At 53.5% G+C, this 18,799-nt stretch carries 18 protein-coding genes and 1 pseudogene; 3 read left to right on the top strand and 16 right to left on the bottom strand.

Features of this window, described 5'->3' with window-relative positions; translation table 11 throughout:
* Positions 1 to 17: 17 nt before the first annotated feature.
* The 9 genes from DCX48_06075 to pdxB form a co-directional block, all read right to left on the bottom strand.
* The gene (locus tag DCX48_06075) at positions 18 to 518 is read right to left on the bottom strand and encodes a colicin V production protein (GenBank protein QXE14114.1); all 501 of its coding nucleotides are present in this window, start codon (positions 516 to 518) and stop codon (positions 18 to 20) included.
* 176 nt (positions 519 to 694) lie between these two features.
* Positions 695 to 1,405 (bottom strand): cell division protein DedD, encoded by a 711-nt coding sequence (dedD, locus tag DCX48_06080; GenBank protein QXE14115.1) that lies wholly within the window; start codon positions 1,403 to 1,405, stop codon positions 695 to 697.
* Complete coding sequence (folC, locus tag DCX48_06085) at positions 1,395 to 2,663, bottom strand: bifunctional tetrahydrofolate synthase/dihydrofolate synthase (protein ID QXE14116.1); 1,269 nt, start codon at positions 2,661 to 2,663, stop codon at positions 1,395 to 1,397. Before folC ends, dedD begins: the two co-directional genes overlap by 11 nt.
* Positions 2,664 to 2,768: 105 nt before the next feature.
* Complete coding sequence (accD, locus tag DCX48_06090; GenBank protein ID QXE14117.1) at positions 2,769 to 3,686, bottom strand: acetyl-CoA carboxylase, carboxyltransferase subunit beta; 918 nt, start codon at positions 3,684 to 3,686, stop codon at positions 2,769 to 2,771.
* Complete coding sequence (locus tag DCX48_06095) at positions 3,683 to 3,910, bottom strand: hypothetical protein (protein ID QXE14118.1); 228 nt, start codon at positions 3,908 to 3,910, stop codon at positions 3,683 to 3,685. Before DCX48_06095 ends, accD begins: the two co-directional genes overlap by 4 nt.
* Positions 3,911 to 4,573: a DedA family protein gene (locus tag DCX48_06100; protein ID QXE17163.1), complete on the bottom strand. Its 663-nt coding sequence runs from the start codon at positions 4,571 to 4,573 to the stop codon at positions 3,911 to 3,913.
* A gap of 182 nt (positions 4,574 to 4,755) precedes the next feature.
* Entirely contained in the window at positions 4,756 to 5,607 is an 852-nt protein-coding gene (truA, locus tag DCX48_06105) for a tRNA pseudouridine(38-40) synthase TruA (GenBank protein ID QXE14119.1), read from the bottom strand.
* Positions 5,607 to 6,617 (bottom strand): aspartate-semialdehyde dehydrogenase, encoded by a 1,011-nt coding sequence (locus DCX48_06110; GenBank protein QXE14120.1) that lies wholly within the window; start codon positions 6,615 to 6,617, stop codon positions 5,607 to 5,609. The genes truA and DCX48_06110 overlap by 1 nt, the downstream gene beginning before the upstream one ends.
* Positions 6,618 to 6,732: 115 nt before the next feature.
* On the bottom strand, positions 6,733 to 7,869 hold the full coding sequence (gene pdxB / locus DCX48_06115; protein QXE14121.1) for a 4-phosphoerythronate dehydrogenase PdxB: 1,137 nt from the start codon (positions 7,867 to 7,869) through the stop codon (positions 6,733 to 6,735).
* Positions 7,870 to 8,073: 204 nt separating this feature from the next.
* Here pdxB and DCX48_06120 point away from each other — a divergent pair.
* Positions 8,074 to 9,069: pseudogene (locus DCX48_06120) on the top strand (DMT family transporter).
* Positions 9,070 to 9,162: 93 nt separating this feature from the next.
* A complete protein-coding gene (locus tag DCX48_06125) occupies positions 9,163 to 10,416 on the top strand; it encodes a flagella biosynthesis regulator Flk (protein ID QXE14122.1) in 1,254 nt (417 codons plus the stop codon).
* Between the two features lie 126 nt (positions 10,417 to 10,542).
* On the opposite strand, the gene DCX48_06130 is transcribed toward DCX48_06125, so the two are convergent.
* On the bottom strand, positions 10,543 to 11,760 hold the full coding sequence (locus DCX48_06130) for a beta-ketoacyl-ACP synthase I (protein QXE14123.1): 1,218 nt from the start codon (positions 11,758 to 11,760) through the stop codon (positions 10,543 to 10,545).
* Between the two features lie 172 nt (positions 11,761 to 11,932).
* On the opposite strand from DCX48_06130, the gene mnmC reads away from it, so the two are divergent.
* Entirely contained in the window at positions 11,933 to 13,960 is a 2,028-nt protein-coding gene (gene mnmC / locus DCX48_06135) for a bifunctional tRNA (5-methylaminomethyl-2-thiouridine)(34)-methyltransferase MnmD/FAD-dependent 5-carboxymethylaminomethyl-2-thiouridine(34) oxidoreductase MnmC (protein QXE14124.1), read from the top strand.
* Positions 13,961 to 14,026: 66 nt separating this feature from the next.
* On the opposite strand, the gene DCX48_06140 is transcribed toward mnmC, so the two are convergent.
* From DCX48_06140 to DCX48_06165, 6 genes are all read right to left on the bottom strand, one after another.
* Positions 14,027 to 14,311: a YfcL family protein gene (locus DCX48_06140; protein QXE14125.1), complete on the bottom strand. Its 285-nt coding sequence runs from the start codon at positions 14,309 to 14,311 to the stop codon at positions 14,027 to 14,029.
* A gap of 31 nt (positions 14,312 to 14,342) precedes the next feature.
* Positions 14,343 to 14,891: an elongation factor P hydroxylase gene (locus DCX48_06145; protein QXE14126.1), complete on the bottom strand. Its 549-nt coding sequence runs from the start codon at positions 14,889 to 14,891 to the stop codon at positions 14,343 to 14,345.
* Positions 14,892 to 14,919: 28 nt separating this feature from the next.
* Positions 14,920 to 15,720 carry a hypothetical protein gene (locus tag DCX48_06150; GenBank protein ID QXE14127.1) on the bottom strand — a complete coding sequence of 267 codons (801 nt, stop codon included), beginning with the start codon at positions 15,718 to 15,720 and terminating at the stop codon, positions 14,920 to 14,922.
* A gap of 9 nt (positions 15,721 to 15,729) precedes the next feature.
* Positions 15,730 to 16,575, bottom strand: coding sequence for a penicillin-insensitive murein endopeptidase (locus tag DCX48_06155; protein ID QXE14128.1), 846 nt, complete (start codon positions 16,573 to 16,575; stop codon positions 15,730 to 15,732).
* Between the two features lie 5 nt (positions 16,576 to 16,580).
* Positions 16,581 to 17,666: a chorismate synthase gene (locus tag DCX48_06160; GenBank protein QXE14129.1), complete on the bottom strand. Its 1,086-nt coding sequence runs from the start codon at positions 17,664 to 17,666 to the stop codon at positions 16,581 to 16,583.
* An 87-nt stretch (positions 17,667 to 17,753) separates the two neighbouring features.
* Entirely contained in the window at positions 17,754 to 18,686 is a 933-nt protein-coding gene (locus tag DCX48_06165; GenBank protein ID QXE14130.1) for a 50S ribosomal protein L3 N(5)-glutamine methyltransferase, read from the bottom strand.
* Positions 18,687 to 18,799: the final 113 nt, after the last annotated feature.

The following is an 18,799-nucleotide window of genomic DNA, read 5'->3' on the forward strand; positions in this document are numbered from 1 at the left end:
TCTTTTCCTCATCAGCGCTACCGCAGCGGCAAATGCTGCGGCAAGAAACTTGACGTGCTTTGCAGGTAGTCAAAAAACCACCTGATAATATAACTGAACTGCGGGATTAACTGGGACTGCTTCCAATCATCACTTTGTGAAAAACCGGTGAACGTATCCAGAAAAAATAGCAGTGCGGAAACAATCAGCACCCCGCGCAGCGCACCAAAACAAATGCCCAGAACGCGATCGGTGCCGGATAATCCGGTACGTTCAACCAGTGAACTAATCACATAGTTGACGATAGCTCCCACAATCAACGTAGCAATAAACAGAATGGCAATCGCAATGCCGTTACGCACCAGCTCATCATCAAAACGGGTGAAGTAGACCGCGAGGTAGGCGTAGTAATGGCTGGCAACAAAAAAAGCACATCCCCAGGTTACTAACGACAGCGCTTCACGAACAAACCCCCGGATCAGGCTAACCAGCGCCGAAAACCCGATGATGCCAATAATGACGTAATCAACCCAAACCATGAACTATCCTAATAATGAACGATGCTACCGATAAGCCGCTACGTCATCCTGTTCGCGGCGCATTCTAACAGAAAAAGAAAACGTTTGCGTAGCGTATTTCCGCCGATTTCATCGATAGATAATCAGCGGAAAAAACCGACAATACGCAATACCTGATTCTATTATCTATCGGTATCTCAACGAACCGAATGCGCTCGTACCTGCCCACTGAGTCCACTGAGCTGTTGCAGCTCGCCCAACGAAGACTCCAGCTTCTGCTTAGAGGCATCTGGCCCTATATAAATACGGGTGATCTGTCCTGAAACCGGCGTTGACGGCACGGTATATGCGCGATAGCCAGAGAGACGAAGCTTAGCGACAATTTCGTTCACCTTATCCGCATTTTTCAACGCACCAAGCTGCACAATATAGGCCTGTCCGACAGGTGCTTGCTGCGTCGGTTGCGTTTCAGGTTTCACTTCCGGTTTGGGTTCCGGTTTAGGCTCTGGCTTTGGTTTCACTTCTGGCTTCACCTCAGGTTTTGGCTGAGGCTTCGGCGTCGCTGGCACAGGTGTCTGAACCGGCGGACGCTCAACCACCACTGGCGGTGCCGTCATGGCAGGCGTTTGCGTAGGGGTTTCAGGCACTTTATTTTCAGGCGGTTCGGTTTCCGCACTATTCTGCATCGCCGCTTCCGCCCCTTCCGGTGGCTGACTCGGTAACGACGGATTCAGCGCAGGTAGCGATTCCATCTCATTGCTGTCTCCCGGCTTAGGGATCAGCGGAATCGACGCAAATTCGTCTTCGTAGTGCTTCTTCTTACCATCCAACAGGCCAGGCAAGACGATCACGCCCAGCGCGACCAAAATAACCGTGCCGACCAGGCGGTTCTGAAATTTACTCGCCATTCACCTTCTCCTCATCCAGCGCTTCCATCACATGCGCTACCGTATGAAAAGATCCACACACAATGACAATATCCTGCTCCGTCGCGTCGGACATCGCCTGCTGCCAGGCGGTAACGACATCGGGGAATGATTGACTGCGCGTCAGATGCTCGGCAATCTGCTGCGCCGTTGCGCCACGCGGGCCTTCCAAGGATGCGCAATACCACTCATCAATCAACGGTATTAAGTGAGCCAGCGTGCCAGCGATATCTTTATCCGACAGCATGCCGACAACAGCCCGCATTTTTCCGGCTTTCGGCAACCCAGCCAAACGGTTTGCCAGATACGCCGCCGCATGAGGGTTATGTGCAACATCAAGAATCAACCGCGGTGATTCCTGCACTATCTGAAAACGCCCCGGTAATGCCGCGCGCTGTAAGCCTTGTCGAATCGCCTCTTCACTCACATTCAGTGAAGAATAGTGCAGCGCAGCCAATGCAGTAGCAGCGTTCGGCAGCGGAACATTAGGGAGTGGCAGACGCGACAATTCACGCTGCTTATCCTGCCAGCTCCATGTTTCGCGCTGAACTGAAAACTCCCAGTCGCGACCACGGCGGCGCAGCAATGCGCCTTTCTCAGCGGCAACATCGGCAATCGTTCCCGGCATATCCGGCTCACCAACGACGGCTGGTCTACCCTGTCGGAATATACCGGCTTTCTCGCGGCCAATGCTTTCCCGATCGTTACCTAACCAGTCGGTGTGGTCGATCGCAATGCTGGTGACCACAGAGACATCCGCATCCACAATATTGGTGGCATCCAGACGCCCGCCTAATCCCACTTCCAGAATGACGACATCCAGATTCGCTTGCTTGAAGAGTTGCAATGCCGACAGAGTACCGAATTCAAAATAGGTGAGCGATACTGCCCCCCTTCCTGCTTCGATATCCGCAAATGCTTGCGTGTGCTGCGCATCGGACAATTCGTGGCCCTGAATACGCACCCGCTCGGTATAGCGAACGAGATGAGGAGAACTGTACACGCCAACCCGTAGTCCGGCGGCCAACAGAATGGACTCCAGCGTACAGCAGGTGGTTCCTTTGCCGTTCGTCCCCGCTACGGTGAAAATCGTGGCGGCAGGCTGTAGCAGTTGAAGATGTTCAGCAACCTGCTTAACGCGCTCCAAGCCTAAATCAATGGCCTGAGCGTGCAGGTGCTCAAGATAATGAAGCCACGTGACCAAAGGTGACGTGGCTTGAGGTATTTGAAGAGTATCCATGAGTCCCGTTCACTAGCTTACGGTTCATTGCGGACAGAGCGTGTGCCTTGCTATTCGGTCGAGAACGACTTGGTCGAGTGCCACACGCCCAGCCCATCATGTCAATTATGCGTCATCCTGTGATGATTCAGACGGCGCATCGCTGCGGATTTCCACGTCATCATTGCCTGGTTCTGGATGATTCGTCAGTTTGGCAAGAAGAGTGGCTACCTTGTAGCGCATTTCTGGGCGACGTACGATCATATCAATCGCCCCTTTCTCAATCAGGAATTCACTGCGCTGGAAACCCGGCGGCAGTTTCTCACGCACGGTTTGTTCGATAACGCGTGGGCCAGCAAAACCAATCAACGCTTTCGGCTCGGCAATGTTCAGGTCGCCCAGCATCGCCAGACTCGCGGAAACACCGCCCATGGTTGGGTCAGTCAGCACAGAGATGTAAGGCAAGCCGCGCTCGCGCATTTTCGCCAATGCAGCACTGGTTTTCGCCATTTGCATCAGCGACATCAGCGCTTCCTGCATACGTGCACCGCCACTGGCGGAGAAGCACACCAGTGGGCAACCATCTTCCAATGCCTGCTCAACGGCACGCACAAAACGCGCACCCACAACGGAAGCCATTGAACCGCCCATGAAAGCGAACTCAAACGACGCGACCACAATTGGCATGCCGTAAAGCGTGCCTTTCATGACGACCATCGCGTCTTTTTCATCGGACTGCTTCTGCGCAGAAACCAGACGATCTTTATATTTTTTGGAATCCCGGAATTTCAGGACATCCTTCGGCTCCAGTTCACTTCCCAGCTCGACAGTGTTTTCTTTATCCAGAAAAGCCTGTAGACGGGCCCGTGCAGACAGGCGCATATGGTGATCGCACTTCGGGCAGACCCCCAAATTACGTTCCAACTCAGCACGATAAAGAACCTGACCGCAGCTATCACATTTTGTCCAGACCCCTTCAGGGATATTCGCTTTACGGGTCGGTGTGATATTGCTTTTGTTAAGAATTCGTTCAATCCAGCTCATTGATAACCTTTCTGCTTGAACCTGGCAAATGCCAGTCCGCTGTTCATGTTATTCCCTGACAACATTGCCAATGAAAAAATGCCTGAGACGCACCACAATCGCGGTACAAAGGCATCGGCATCAAGGATGTTCCCAAGAACAGACCATAAATGCTGCCCATTAAACCATAACGCTCCGGGACTGTGGATAAAAAACTGGTCAAACCGGATGTTAAAATACGTCACTTATTTCACATTGCCGCGCGTGGCTGCTCTACGGTGACGGGCAATTTCAATAATACCCGGCAGGATAGAGAGAAAAATAATCGCGACAATCAGTAATTTCAGATTTTCCTGCACCACCGGCAAATCGCCAAACAGGTAGCCCGCATAGGTGAACGACAGCACCCACAGCAACGCACCAATGACATTATAGGCTGCAAAATGCCGATAGCTCATGTGCCCCATCCCAGCGACAAACGGTGCAAATGTTCTCACAATCGGGACAAAGCGCGCCAGAATTATCGTCTTGCCACCGTGACGTGCGTAAAACGCATGCGTTTTATCCAGATAGCTGCGGCGGAAAATCTTTGAGTTCGGGTTGCTAAACAGCTTCTCACCGAACAATCGTCCAATCGTGTAGTTCACTGCATCGCCCGTAACCGCGGCAATAATCATCAGGAACACCATCGTATGCACATTCAGGTCGTTCGACGGCAACGCCGCCAGCGTCCCTGCGACAAACAGCAGCGAATCTCCCGGTAAAAACGGCGTCACCACCAGTCCCGTCTCACAGAACAAAATAAGGAACAAAATGGCATAAACCCAGACGCCATATTGCGCCACCAGTTCCGCCAGATGAACGTCAATGTGCAGAATAAAATCAATAATAAACTGTATAAATTCCATCACAACGTCTTCTCTCCAAAATGTATAGCGATCGCACGCGGTCGATATACGCAAGGCAGCCGCACTATCCGGGTTTCCTTGCGTATAGCATGATCCTTAATACGCGTTACACACTACTTTTGGCCTACAGCCATCCGACAGCATGTAACACGCAAAAGGCGTACGCGTTACAGCAAAAAACGTCAATCTGCTAAAAAGAGCGGCCCCATCGTGGGCTGTGGCAAAGCAAAACGCGCAGGGTAATCAACCGCCACTAAATACAGCCCTTCGGCTCGGGCCGTTGCGCCTGCCAACGTACGATCTTTGGCCGCCAACAATTCCGCAATCCACGACTCGGGACGATTGCCACACCCGACGTCCATCAGGCTACCGACGATGTTGCGCACCATATGGTGAACGAACGCATTAGCCTTAATATCTACCACGATATAGTTACCGTGACGTGTAACCTTTAAATGATTTACATTGCGCCACGGCGTGCGCGACTGGCACTGCACCGCACGAAAAGAGGTGAAATCATTTTCCCCCAGCAAACACTGTCCGGCGCGTTCCATCCGTTCAACATCCAGCGGGTGATAAAAGTGCGTCATGCCATGCGAGAGCACAGCGGGGCGATAGCGGTGATTATAGATAATATAACGGTAGCGACGTGCCGTTGCGCTGAAGCGCGCATGGAAATCCTCATGCACCGCTTTCACCCAGCGTACCGCGATATCCGGCGGTAAATTCGCATTTACGCCCATCGTCCAGGCAGCATCCTTTCTGATCGCCTGCGTGGTGAAGTGCACAACCTGCCCAGTGCCATGAACTCCAGCATCGGTTCGTCCGGCGCACAACACTTCTATAGGTTCATCCGCGACTTTGCTCAGCGCCTTTTCAAGACAGGCCTGCACGCTAGCGACATCAATCTGACGTTGCCAGCCATAATACTGGCTGCCGTCGTACTCAATGCCTAGCGCGATTTTCAGCGGGGCGCGTTCGTTCTCCGCAACGGCGGCGGCTTGAATAGCCGCCGCCTGAGTGGTTTCCGACATTACCCAAGATACTCCTGCACCAGACATTCTGCCGTTTCTACTGCCATCAGTGCGCCGCCAAAGCGCGCGTTATCGGCAACCGACCAGAATTGCAGCAGCTCAGGAATACCATAATCATTACGCAGACAGCCGACGCTCAGTTGCCCATTACCGGAAGCATCGCCCACCTGAGTCGGATAATCCTGCTCCTCACTCACCTGAATATTTCCGGCATTGAGCAGTTCATCACGCGCTTCTTCCGCAGACAGCGGACGCAGCGATTCAAGATGAACAATCTGTGCGTGACCATAGAACACAGGGGATTGAATGCAGGTCACTGAAACGGGTAATCCTTCATCCTGCAAGACTTTACGCACCTGATCTACCAGGCTACGCTCTTCACGCACGCTGCCCACATCATCGGGCAGTAAAGGCAACAGATTGAACGCCAGCTGTTTCGGGAAAAGCCCTTCTTCAGGCGGAATGCCATTCAGCAGACGGGCACTTTGCCCAGCCAGATCGTCTATCGCCGCTTTGCCGTGTGCGGAAACTGACAGCATATTGACAACATGTAGGCGCGAAAGCCCTGCCGCATCAGTCAACGGTTTAATCGCCGTCAGAAGTTGGCTGGTCAGGCTGTCTGCCACCGCGACAATATTACGGTTACGATAATCCGCCAGCGTATGCGTATTCACGCCGGGCACGACCAGCGGCACATCCGGCTCCAGTGCAAATAGGCCGCTGCTGTCGATGACCAGGCAACCTGCATCTCCCGCGGCTTCTGCGTAGCGAGCGCTAGCATCCTGACCGGCAACAAAAAACGCCAGTTGCGCCTGTGACCAGTCAAAATCAGCCGCATCGGTGACCAGACAGGATTTGCCGTTAAAACGTATGGTTTCACCCGCGCTACGTTCGCTGGCCAGTGGATACAGTTCACCCACTGGGAATTCACGTTCCTGCAATAATTCCAGTAACGCCGAGCCTACTGCGCCCGTGGCACCCAGCAGAGCAATATTCCAGCCGTCAGACATTTGGTTCTCTCCCAAATTTTGAATGAAACACAAATCATGAATGTAACCGACAGACGATAGCGACACCCTCTGTCAGTTCATGGATAAAAAAGAGTCATGCTCGCGCGGAACGCCGTTAGCGTGCGCCCCGCACTGACGCGTTGAATCCCAGCGCGTTCAGACAATCTGCGCTCTCAACATCGGCGCAGATGACATGGAGTGACGACCATTCGCGTCGTTCCTGATAATGTTTACGCAGGCGATCAAACTCGCCTTCCTGATGCGCAGCATGACGCAACAGCGCATCGTCTCGGCGCACATCATACACCAGATGCACGAGGCGTTTTAGCAGCGCCTCATCCACCGGTGCAGTTAATGTCACTTCGGCATAGTCCGGTTCAGGTAACAGCGACGAAAGCGCAATCTGCTGCGGCGTTCCGATAAACTCGCTCCAGGCTTCAAAAACCTGTGTGGTGCCGCGTGCTTTTCCTTCCAGCGTATAACCGGCGATATGCGCCGTGCCGATGTCCACCCGCGCCAGCAGATCGGTCGATAATCCAGGTTCAGGCTCCCACACATCAAGAATCACACTGAGTTTTTTGCCCTGTTGCAGCGCTTCAAGCAAGGCAGCATTATCCACCACTGGGCCACGGCAGGCGTTAATCAGAATACGTCCGTCCGCAAACGCGTTCAGTACGGTGGCATCAACCAAATGATGCGTTCGGTACGGCCCGTCGAGATACAGCGGCGTATGCAATGTCAAAATGTCAGCATCACGCACCAGCGTTTCCAGCGACAGGAAGTCGCCCGCATCGCCGCGATCGGCACGCGGCGGATCGCACAACAGCGTTTTTACGCCCCAGGCTTTCAGTCGTGTATCAAGGCGTCTGCCAACATTCCCCACGCCGACAATGCCGACAGTTTTATCACGCAGTTGGAAGCCATCACGTTCGGCCAGCATCAGCAAAGAAGAAAACACATACTCCACCACCGCAATAGCATTGCAGCCGGGCGCAGCAGAAAACGCGATGCCGTTGGCGTTAAGCCAAGTGTCATCGACATGGTCGGTGCCAGCCGTCGCGCTGCCGACAAATTTTACCGACGAGCCAAACAGCAGATTAGCGTTCACTTTTGTAACCGATCGCACCATCAGTGCATCAGCGCCTACCAGCAGTTCGCGCGGTAAAGGGCGTCCCGGTACCGCCTGAACCTCACCCAAACGGCTGAAAAGCTCGCGAGCATACGGCATATTTTCATCAACCAGAATCTTCATTGTTTTCTCCGGTACCTGTAGCCAGCCAAAAAAAGCGGGGAGATATTTTGCCACCGAATGGTGCAGAAACCCAAGGCAATTACGATGCGATATCTTTCCTCCATCGGTTCATATCGATACTACACCGCTATCGATCCCACGATAGATGGCAATTTACCGCGGCAGATCCATATCTAGACTGCGTTAAGAGGCGGCCCTACAAGGTTGATAGTCATCACATGGCTCTGTTATGTTGTTTGCCATTGCCGCACTTGCCCCATTTTTATCTACCAGACTGGCAACCGGTGCATTTTCCGTCTGGTTCGCTATGAGAAACCCACGTTGAACGCCCTATTTCCCATTATCGCCGTCCTGATTTGGTCAGTTAACGTCATTGTCAACAAGCTCTCCGCTAACGTCATCGACCCAGCCGCCATTTCATTTTACCGCTGGCTACTGGCGTTTATCGTCATGACGCCGTTCATGCTGCCAGGCCTTCGCCACCATGCGACAGCCATTCGCCAACATGCATGGAAGCTGCTGGTGCTGGGCCTGCTAGGCATGGTGTTGTATCAAAGTCTGGCCTACTACGCCGCACACACGATCAGCGCCGTGATGATGGGAATCATGGGGTCGCTCGTGCCGTTACTCACAGTATTGCTCAGCATTCCTCTGCTGCGCGTAGCGCCCACGCTGGGCGTGTTGCTCGGTAGTCTGCTGTCGCTGGCAGGGATTGTCTGGCTGATCAGCGGCGGGCACCCCGAACAGATTCTGGCACAGGGCATCGGGCCCGGTGAATTCATGATGTTTTGTGCCGCGTTGTCCTATGCAATATATGGTGTGCTGACCAAACGCTGGAGCATCCCGCTGCCCAATTGGGTATCGCTCTACGTGCAAATTGCCTTTGGCGTGATAGTGCTGATTCCAAATTTCTTGCTGACGGACAATGTGCAGCTCAACGGCGAAAACCTGCCGCTGGTGGTTTTCGCTGGAATCATGGCCTCAATCATTGCACCTTTTTTGTGGATTCAGGGAGTAATGCGTCTGGGAGCCAGCAAGGCCGCCATTTTTATGAACCTGACGCCGATCTTTACGGCGATGATTGCGATTGGCCTTTTACACGAGCCTTTGCACCATTATCATCTGGTTGGCGGTGGCATCACGCTACTCGGTGTTATCCTCGCCCAACGTTTGCGTATCCCGCTAGGGCGTGCCTCATGAGATTCGTGTCGTTTTAGGCGACGCATGACTATCGGCCGTCACGGGAGATTGCTATGATTCATCTCAATCATGACGGCAGTGAGGATAACCGATATGCAACCTGTAAGTGGCCCAGGTGCCCCGCTGCCCGGCGAACGCTCGGTTATGCCGACAACCACATCGTCGACCTCAACATCATCCTCTAACGCCGCAGGTTCCACCAACGGCGATCGACCATTAACGCTGGCGCAGCGCACGACGCTGGAAAATCTGGTGCTTAAAGTTGCCGCGCTAACAACGTCAAAGGCAGCAGAAGTCTGGACGACGGTAAAACAGGGGTTAGGGCTGGCAGAAAATAATGAGCTGCTGTCCCGCCACTACCAACCGGCCGAGCAGATACTTCAGACGCGTCTAACACAGGCGCAAGATAACAGCGGCCGCCAGCCGTTGCTCCAACGTCTGACAGATATGCTGTCTCAGGGCAATAATCGTCAGGCAGTCAGTGATTTCATCCGGCAGCAGTTCGGCAGCACCACGCTAAGCGCGCTGAATAAAACACAGCTACAGCAGGTTGTTACGCTACTGCAAAATGGGCAAATTCCGCAGTCAACGGCATCAGCCACAGCGCCGCAAGCGGCTCAGGCTGCCAATTCGCCCGAACGTCCGCTCTCTCCAGTGGAACAACGCGGCTTGAATCAGTTAGTCACCCGGTTAGCAACTATGACTGGGGAACAGCCAGCGAGAGTGTTGAGCAATCTGATGATGATGCAGAATCTTAACGTAGGCGACGCGATCCCGTTAAAGCATCTGCCGCTGCTCACGCAATTCCTGCAAGCACAAGTTGAGCTGCAACAGACGCAGACGCTGCTTCGCACCACCTTGACGCCACAAGGAACGCAGACCCATGCAGGAACGGCTGGCGCGTCGCCGGAACCGCTGACAGCCAATACCGCTAGCACGGCAAACGCAAATCAAGCATCAACAACGAATCTATCATCACAGCCGCTGCCGACACAGAACGTGCTGCTTTCCCCGAACCTTGCTCCGTTGCAGGCTCTGTTACAGCAGCCAATGACCACGCAGGAACAGCAATTATTGATGGATTACACACAGAATCGCTTCAATATCGGCTTACAAACCCCGTTGACGCCGATGCAGGTCAGCGATCTGCTGACGTTCCTGTTTACACAACGTATTCAGCGCTCACAGGAAACGGACTGGACGGCAACCTCACAGTTGCTGCATCCGCTGTTTAACCCGTTGATTGCCTCGCTGCCGCTCAGTTGGCAATCCCTGTTCCATAAGCCGATGTTTCTGGTGATTGTCAGTACCTGCATAGCTGCGTTTCTGCTCTGGGTGCTGATCTAAGCGCCATACCGGTTCGGCTACGATTGCAGTTCATCATCACTGCCACCATCCAAAAAACAAAAACCCCGCGGCTTGTGCCTGCGGGGTTTTATTTATTTGAATGATAATCTCTGTGTGAAAAGCCGATTATTTATCGAGTTTTCTCATCACCAACGTCGCGTTCGTACCACCGAAACCGAAGCTGTTAGACATCACCGTGGTCAGTTTACGCTCCATCGGTTCAGTCACAATATTCAGGCCAGCGGCCTGCTCGTCCAGATTTTCTATGTTAATGCTCGGTGCAACGAAGCTGTGTTCCAACATCAGCAGGGAGTAAATGGCTTCTTGAACGCCTGCAGCACCGAGAGAATGACCGGTCATCGCTTTCGTCGCAGAGATAGCAGGCGAGTTATCACCAAACACTTCACGAATCGCACCCAGCTCCTTCACATCGCCAACCGGCGTAGAAGTACCGTGAGAGTTCAGGTAATCGATCGGCGTATCAACACCGTTCATCGCCATCCGCATACAGCGCACCGCACCTTCACCTGATGGCGCAACCATATCCGCACCGTCAGACGTCGCGCCGTAGCCGACCACTTCTGCGTAGATATGCGCACCACGCGCCAGCGCGTGTTCCAATTCTTCTACCACGACCATACCGCCGCCGCCTGCGATCACGAAACCATCGCGACCGGTATCATAGGTACGGGAGGCTTTTTCTGGCGTCTCATTGTATTTGGTAGACAGTGCGCCCATGGCATCAAATTCACAGGATAGTTCCCAGCACAGTTCTTCAGCGCCACCGGCGAACACGATATCCTGTTTACCCATCTGAATTTGCTCAACCGCGTTGCCGATGCAGTGGGCAGAAGTCGCACAGGCAGAGCTGATGGAGTAGTTCACACCGTGAATTTTGAACGGTGTTGCCAGACAGGCAGATACCGCAGAACCCATTGATTTGGTCACCACATAAGGGCCAACGGCTTTCAGACCACGCGGGCTACGCATCGCATCAGCACCAAATACCTGATAACGCGCAGAACCGCCGGAACCGGCAATCAGGCCTACGCGCGGGTTATTCTGATACACCTCATCAGACAGCCCAGAATCTTTAATCGCCTGCTCCATGGATAAGTAGGCATAAATCGATGCATCACTCATAAAACGCACAACTTTGCGGTCGATGAGGCCAGTGGTGTCCAGTTTGACATTCCCCCAGACGTGACTACGCATGCCGGAATCTTTCAGCTCTTGAGAGAAAGTAATACCCGAGCGGCCTTCCCGCAATGATGCCAGAACTTCCTGCTGGTTATTACCAATGCTTGATACGATCCCCAGGCCAGTAATCACTGCACGTTTCATTTAATACCTCTTCTTCCACTTATAGAGTTTGGGATTTCGCTTCGCACTTTAGCGTACAGTTGTAAGCTGAACAAGTCCGATCAGCCGAACTATCGCGAAATTATTGCTAAATTTGCACCACGATATTCAGCTCGTTAAAATCTCGTCATCACTTGAATAATGAGCTTTTGCCGTGGCTAACCTTCCCATCCAACACGCATCGTTAAGTTGGAACGCTCAGGGTACACCTGTATCGCAACAGTTTGATGACGTCTATTTTTCGAATCAGGATGGGTTGGCCGAAACCCGTTATGTGTTTTTACAGGGCAATCAATTTCCTGAACGATTCGGCACGCACCCGCGCACAGCCTGCGTGATAGCGGAAACCGGCTTTGGCACCGGTCTGAATTTTCTTACGCTGTGGCAAGCTTTTGCTCACTTTCGTCAACAGCAGCCGCAGGCAACACTGCGACATCTGCATTTCATCAGCTTCGAGAAATTCCCCCTGCGTCAGCACGATCTGGCTGCCGCACACGCGCAGTGGCCGGAGCTGGCAGAATTTGCGGATGAGTTGCGCCAGCAGTGGCCGTTGGCGCTGCCGGGTTGTCACCGTCTGATTCTGGCGCAAGGCAGCATCACGCTCGATTTATGGTTCGGTGACGTCAACGTCATATTGCCTGAGTTGGATGACACCCAGAACCATCAGGTTGACGCTTGGTTTCTGGACGGCTTCGCGCCCTCCAAAAACCCAGATATGTGGACGGATAATTTGTTTCAGGCGATGGCACGTCTGTGTCGTAAAGAAGGGACATTCGCCACTTTTACCGCCGCAGGCTTTGTCCGACGCGGTCTACAACAGGCGGGCTTTCACGTCAGTAAAGTCAAAGGCTTCGGACAGAAGCGGGAGATGCTAAGCGGCCTCCTTCCCGATACACTGCCCATTACCTCGCCGACACCGTGGTATTCACGTCCCGCTGCCAGCACGACTGACGATATTGCGATTATTGGCGGCGGCATCGCCAGCGTGCTTACTGCACTGGCTTTGCAACGGCGCGGCGCAAACGTCACGCTCTACTGCGCGGAGTCACAGCCTGCCACCGGCGCATCAGGCAATCGTCAGGGCGCGCTGTATCCTCTGCTGAATAACCGACACGATGCGGTGTCCCGCTTTTTCTCGCTCGCCTTTGACTTTGCCCACCGCAGCTACTCGGCGCTGGCGCAACAGGGGCTTGAATTTGAACACCAGTGGTGCGGCGTCAGCCAGCTCGCCTGGGATGAAAAAAGCGCGCGTAAAATCGAACAGATTTTGCAAGGGGAATGGCCGGAAGAGCTAGTCGTTAGCGTGGATGCACAGCAACTGGAAAAACAGAGTGGCCTGAATCCCGGGGTAAATGGCATCACCTATCCCGACGGCGGTTGGCTGTGTCCGGCAGAACTAACAGCTGCTGCACTGAAGCTGGCACAGCAGAACGGCCTGTCGGTACAGATGAGTACCGCCGTTTCAGCGCTGGAAAAAACGGACAGCGGCTGGGCGCTCACCTTAAGTGCGGGTCAACAGGTCAACCATGCTGTTGTGGTTCTGGCGAATGGTCACCACATTACCGACTGGCCACAAACCCGCCATTTGCCCGGCTACGCCGTGCGTGGGCAAGTTAGCCACATCCCGACTAACCCTGTCCTAGGGCAATTAAAGCATGTGTTGTGCTACGACGGCTACCTGACGCCGGTGAGTCCGCAACATCAAACGCACTGTATCGGGGCGAGCTACCTACGCGGCCAAGCGCACGGTGATTATCGGGAGGAAGAACAACAGGAGAACCGTCAACGGTTGCTGAATTGTTTGCCTAATGCAGACTGGGCCAAAACCGTCGATATCAGCGATGCGCAGGCTCGTCAAGGCGTTCGCTGCGCGCTACGTGACCATCTGCCGCTAATTGGGGCCGTTCCGAACTATGAGCAAACGCTGAAAGAGTATGAAAATCGGCTGCATCCACAGCACCGCGCCGACACAGTGTCAAGCGCACCTTATTGGCAGGATCTGTTTATTATCGGTGCGCTAGGCTCACGCGGGCTATGTTCTGCCCCACTCGCAGCGGAAATTTTGGCTTCGCAGATGTATGCCGAACCACTACCGCTGGATCGTGACACGCTCGCTGCGCTAAATCCGAATAGATTCTGGATAAGGAAACTGCTGAAAGGCAAACCCGTAACACACGATTAATGGGGAAGAGGATGTGCTGGCTCTACTGAGCCAGCACTGACAAATTGGCGGTTAGCACAGATGAAATCAGTGCGTACTAGTTTGCGCCTGCTGGAACAGACGTTCCCACATTCCGTTAACCAGCACCTGATCCGGCGGTGACAGTTCACCGTTTTTGATCGCGTTATTAATGCTGTTACTAACGCGCATATGCAGAGCTTCAAGCGTGTGTTCACCGTGCTCTTCCACTTCTGCAACCGACACCGTCAGATGACCACGCAAATAGCCACCGGCAAAAAGCTCATCGTCGCTGGCATGCTCTACCATGTCATCAATCAGCGCCAGAATGCGCGTTTCAAATTCTGCGATCATTTCTTATCCTCAATTTTTTTGCAGTTCCCGCTCACCACAGATCGGCTGGATACGGGAAGCTCGCCGCCGTCAGCGGTGGCGTATTGTAAAACGATTGTAACGCGCGAATAAAGCTTGCTGGGCGCGCAGGAATCCCTTCGTCCAGATACTGCATCACTTGCGCATGCACACGTCGTTGGAAATCAATACGATCTGGCTCACCGTCGCCGTTCAGATTGTCGCAGCTGACGTTAAACGGAAAGCCCGCTGCGACGCAGAATAGCCAGTCGAAGGCCTGAGGTTTGATCTCCACCACTTCAAATTGGCTTTGCGTCGTGGCATCGCGGCCATCGGGGCAGTACCAGTAGCCGAAGTCGACCTGCAAACGCCGCTGTGCGCCGGCAATGCACCAGTGGGAAATTTCGTGCAGCGCGCTGGCATAAAAACCATGGGCAAACACAATCCGGTGATACGGAATGTCATTATCCGCCGGCAGATAAATAGGCTCATCGTCACCTTTTATCAGACGGGTATTGTATTCATCGCCAAAACAATCATTAAAAATATCAACCAGTTGTTGATAATGGTGCGTTGTTGTCATGTTATCTGTTGTTATCATAAAATTGTTGTCATAAAAATTGTCCCAGCCAGGCAGCAATCGCATGCCCATGACTGTCATAAATCAGCTTGCTGCTCATAATGGCGGAAACCAGCACCAGCATAGGACGAATCAGCTTTTGCCCTTTCGTCATCACCATTTTGGCACCAAGCCGCGCACCGAGGATCTGTCCGATCAGCATCACACCCCCGACCACCCAGACCACTTTTCCGCTGAGCATAAAAAACAATAGCCCGCCGAAGTTGGAGGTAAAGTTCAGGATTTTGGCATTCGCCGTCGCTTTTGCCAGATTGAAGCCATATAGGGTGACAAAGGCCAGGGCGTAAAACGACCCAGCACCGGGGCCAAAGAAACCGTCATAAAAGCCGACGCAGCCGCCTGCTACAATCGCAAACGGAAGCGGCGACAGGCGACGCTGCCGATCTTCATCGCCGATTTTGGGCGTGAGTAAAAAGTAGAGGCCGATGCCAATAATGAGAAACGGCAACAGCTGACGTAGAAAATCGGCGTGGATTTGCTGAATCAGCCAGGCACCAAAGGTGGAACCGATAAATGTCAGCGCAATAGCCAGTTTCTGCTCACCCAGATTCACCGCGCGACGACGAATGAAATACAGGCTGGCGGAAAAGGATCCGCCGACGGCCTGAAGCTTATTCGTTGCCAGTACCTGCGCCGGAGACAAGCCCGCCGCCAGCAAGGCAGGGATCGTCAATAACCCACCGCCACCTGCAATCGAATCAATAAACCCGGCCAACGCCCCAACAAAAAACAGCACGACCAGCATGTCTGGCCCAAGCACTAACCAATCCATCGTTATTCGTTATCTCGCGGCAAAATGTCTGTCGAGTAATGCCTGACAAGAAGGCGGCAACGGTGGCGGCGTCGTTTTTTCTGGCGCTTCGCTACTAGGCTGCTTCGGCTGGAACCAGCTGGTTAACTCAGCACCGCATCCGTCACCGATGGGTGGTTCGCTTTGTTCCTGACACTCCAGGCTGTCTGCCGGGCAGCGCAAACGCACGTGCATGTGCGCGCGATGCGCAAACCAAGGGCGTACTTTACGCAACCAGTCACGATCGTGACCTGCTTCGGCACACAGCTGTTTTTTAATCGCCGGATTGACGAAGATGCGCGTCACGTCGCTATCCAGAGCGGCAGTCTTGATCAACGTAGTAACTTCCGGTCGCCAAACGCGCGGGTTGACGTTAAGTCCGCTGGCGTTAACCAAATCGATAGGCTGCGGTTTCAGCAACTGTTGCTCACTCCAGCGCTGTCGGGGTAATTGCAGCCAGATATCCACATCCAGCCCGGATTGGTGACTGGCGTGGCCGCTGCTGAAACGTCCACCGACAGGCATTCCCATATCCCCCACCAGCACATTCCCTGAAGTCGTGCGCTTCACCTCGGTGCTCAGGCGGTGAATAAACGCCAGAAGATCGGGGTGACCGAAATAGCGGCGCTGATCGACGCGCATCACCTGATAATCCAGAGACTGCAACGGCAATGGCTGGGCACCGATAATACAGCCATTGGAAAAACTACCAATTGACTGCGGCGTACCCGCGACCGGATGCGCGATCTCCTGCCAGGGCGTTTTCGCCCATACCGCACTCGACAACAGCGTCGCACCCAGCGCCAGCGCGAGAACCCCGATTAACCCTTGTTTCATTATTTTTACCAGCGAGGAACCTGACTGTTCACATCCCCACACTGTGCGCGTTGGCGCAACAGGTGATCCATTAACACAATCGCCATCATCGCTTCGGCAATCGGCACTGCACGAATACCCACACACGGATCGTGACGCCCGCGCGTGACCATTTCAGTCGCTTCACCCTGACGATTGATCGTTTTCCCCGGCACCATAATGCTGGAGGTCGGTTTCAACGCCAGATGCGCGACAATGTTCTGACCGCTGCTGATCCCGCCCAAAATGCCGCCAGCATGATTGCTCTGGAAGCCTTCCGGTGTGATTTCGTCACGGTTCTCGCTGCCACGTTTAGTGACAACCGCAAAACCATCGCCAATTTCAACGCCTTTCACTGCGTTGATGCTCATCAGCGCGTGAGCCAAGTCGGCATCCAGACGGTCAAAGACCGGTTCGCCTAACCCAACAGGCACCGATTCCGCCACGACGCTGACCTTCGCACCAATGGAGTCGCCCTCTTTTTTCAGCGCTCGCATCAGTTCATCCAATGCGTCCAGCTTATCGATATCTGGGCAAAAGAACGGATTTTGCTCAACCTGTTCCCAATCTTTCAGCTCGCAGGTGACATCGCCAATCTGTGACAGATAGCCACGAACCTTCACACCGTGTTGCTGTTGCAGGTATTTCTTCGCAATAGCACCGGCGGCAACGCGCATCGCGGTTTCACGCGCAGAAGAGCGGCCGCCACCACGGTAATCACGCTGGCCGTATTTTTGCTCGTAGGTGTAATCGGCATGACCGGGGCGAAAGACGTCTTTAATCGCACCGTAATCCTGAGAACGCTGATCGGTGTTTTCAATCAACAGACCAATGCTGGTCCCTGTTGTCACGCCTTCAAAAACGCCGGACAGAATCTTGACCTGATCAGGCTCGCGGCGCTGCGTCGTATAGCGGGATGTCCCCGGACGGCGGCGATCCAAATCGTGTTGCAAATCCGCTTCCGTCAGCGGAATACCCGGCGGTACGCCATCAACAATACATCCCAGAGCAATACCGTGGGATTCACCAAATGTAGTGACGCGGAAAAATTGCCCAATACTGTTGCCTGCCATCACAACTCCTTCGCATGTGTTCTGTTTCTGCCTTACCGTCTGAGCTGATGCACAAACAGTAAGGCTGATGAATATCGTTATGACCGTTTAATCACGGTAAGCGCTAAAATGCTCTTTGCAATCAACCAGCTGAGATTGGGTTAGCATAAACACGCCGTCACCGCCGTTATCAAACTCCAGCCAGGTGAACGGAACCTCTGGATATTGATCGATCAGGTGCACCATGCTGTTACCCACTTCGCAAATCAGCACGCCGTCATCGCTAAGATAGTCTGGCGCACAGGCCAGAATACGACGAACCAGATCCAGACCGTCGTTGCCCGCCGCCAGTCCCAGTTCAGGCTCGAAACGGAATTCCTGCGGCAGATCGGACATATCTTCTTCATCCACATACGGTGGATTGGTCACAATCAGATCATAGCGAATCGCCGGTAAATCGCGGAACAGGTCAGAGCGAATCGGCGTTACTCGGTATTCTAGCTCATGCTGCTGAATATTTTGCTCGGTCACCGCCAGCGCATCGCTGGAGATATCCACCGCATCGACTTCCGCTTCTGGGAACGCCTGAGCGCAGGCAATAGCAATACAGCCGCTGCCAGTACACAGATCCAGAATAAGGTTTGGCACTTTTGGCAGTTGCTCATCAAAGTAGTTATTGATCAGCTCACCGATAGGAGAGCGCGGCACCAGTACGCGTTCGTCAACGTAAAACTCCAGGCCGCAGAACCAAGCCTTGTTGGTCAGATAGGCGACTGGGATACGTTCATTGACGCGACGGATCACGCGTTCAACAATGCGCTGCCGTTCGCTAGTGATCAAACGGGACGTGTACATATCTTCAGGAATATCGAGCGGCAGATACAAGCTAGGTAATACCAGCTGTATAGCTTCATCCCAGGGATTATCCGTCCCGTGACCGTAATAGACGTTGGCTGCGTTAAACCGGCTAACAGCCCAGCGCAACATATCCTGAATGGTATGAAGTTCACTGACGGCCTCATCGACGAAAATTTTGTCCAAGGGTGTCCTCCGCAGACAGTTCTGAATTAGGAAATTGTCGCTTAGTTTGCCATGAAGCCCGCGACAAATCAGCAGATATAACCGACTGAACGCGCCCCGATACAGACTTTTAT

This window comes from Pectobacterium atrosepticum (genome assembly GCA_019056595.1).
Classification (GTDB): domain Bacteria; phylum Pseudomonadota; class Gammaproteobacteria; order Enterobacterales; family Enterobacteriaceae; genus Pectobacterium; species Pectobacterium atrosepticum.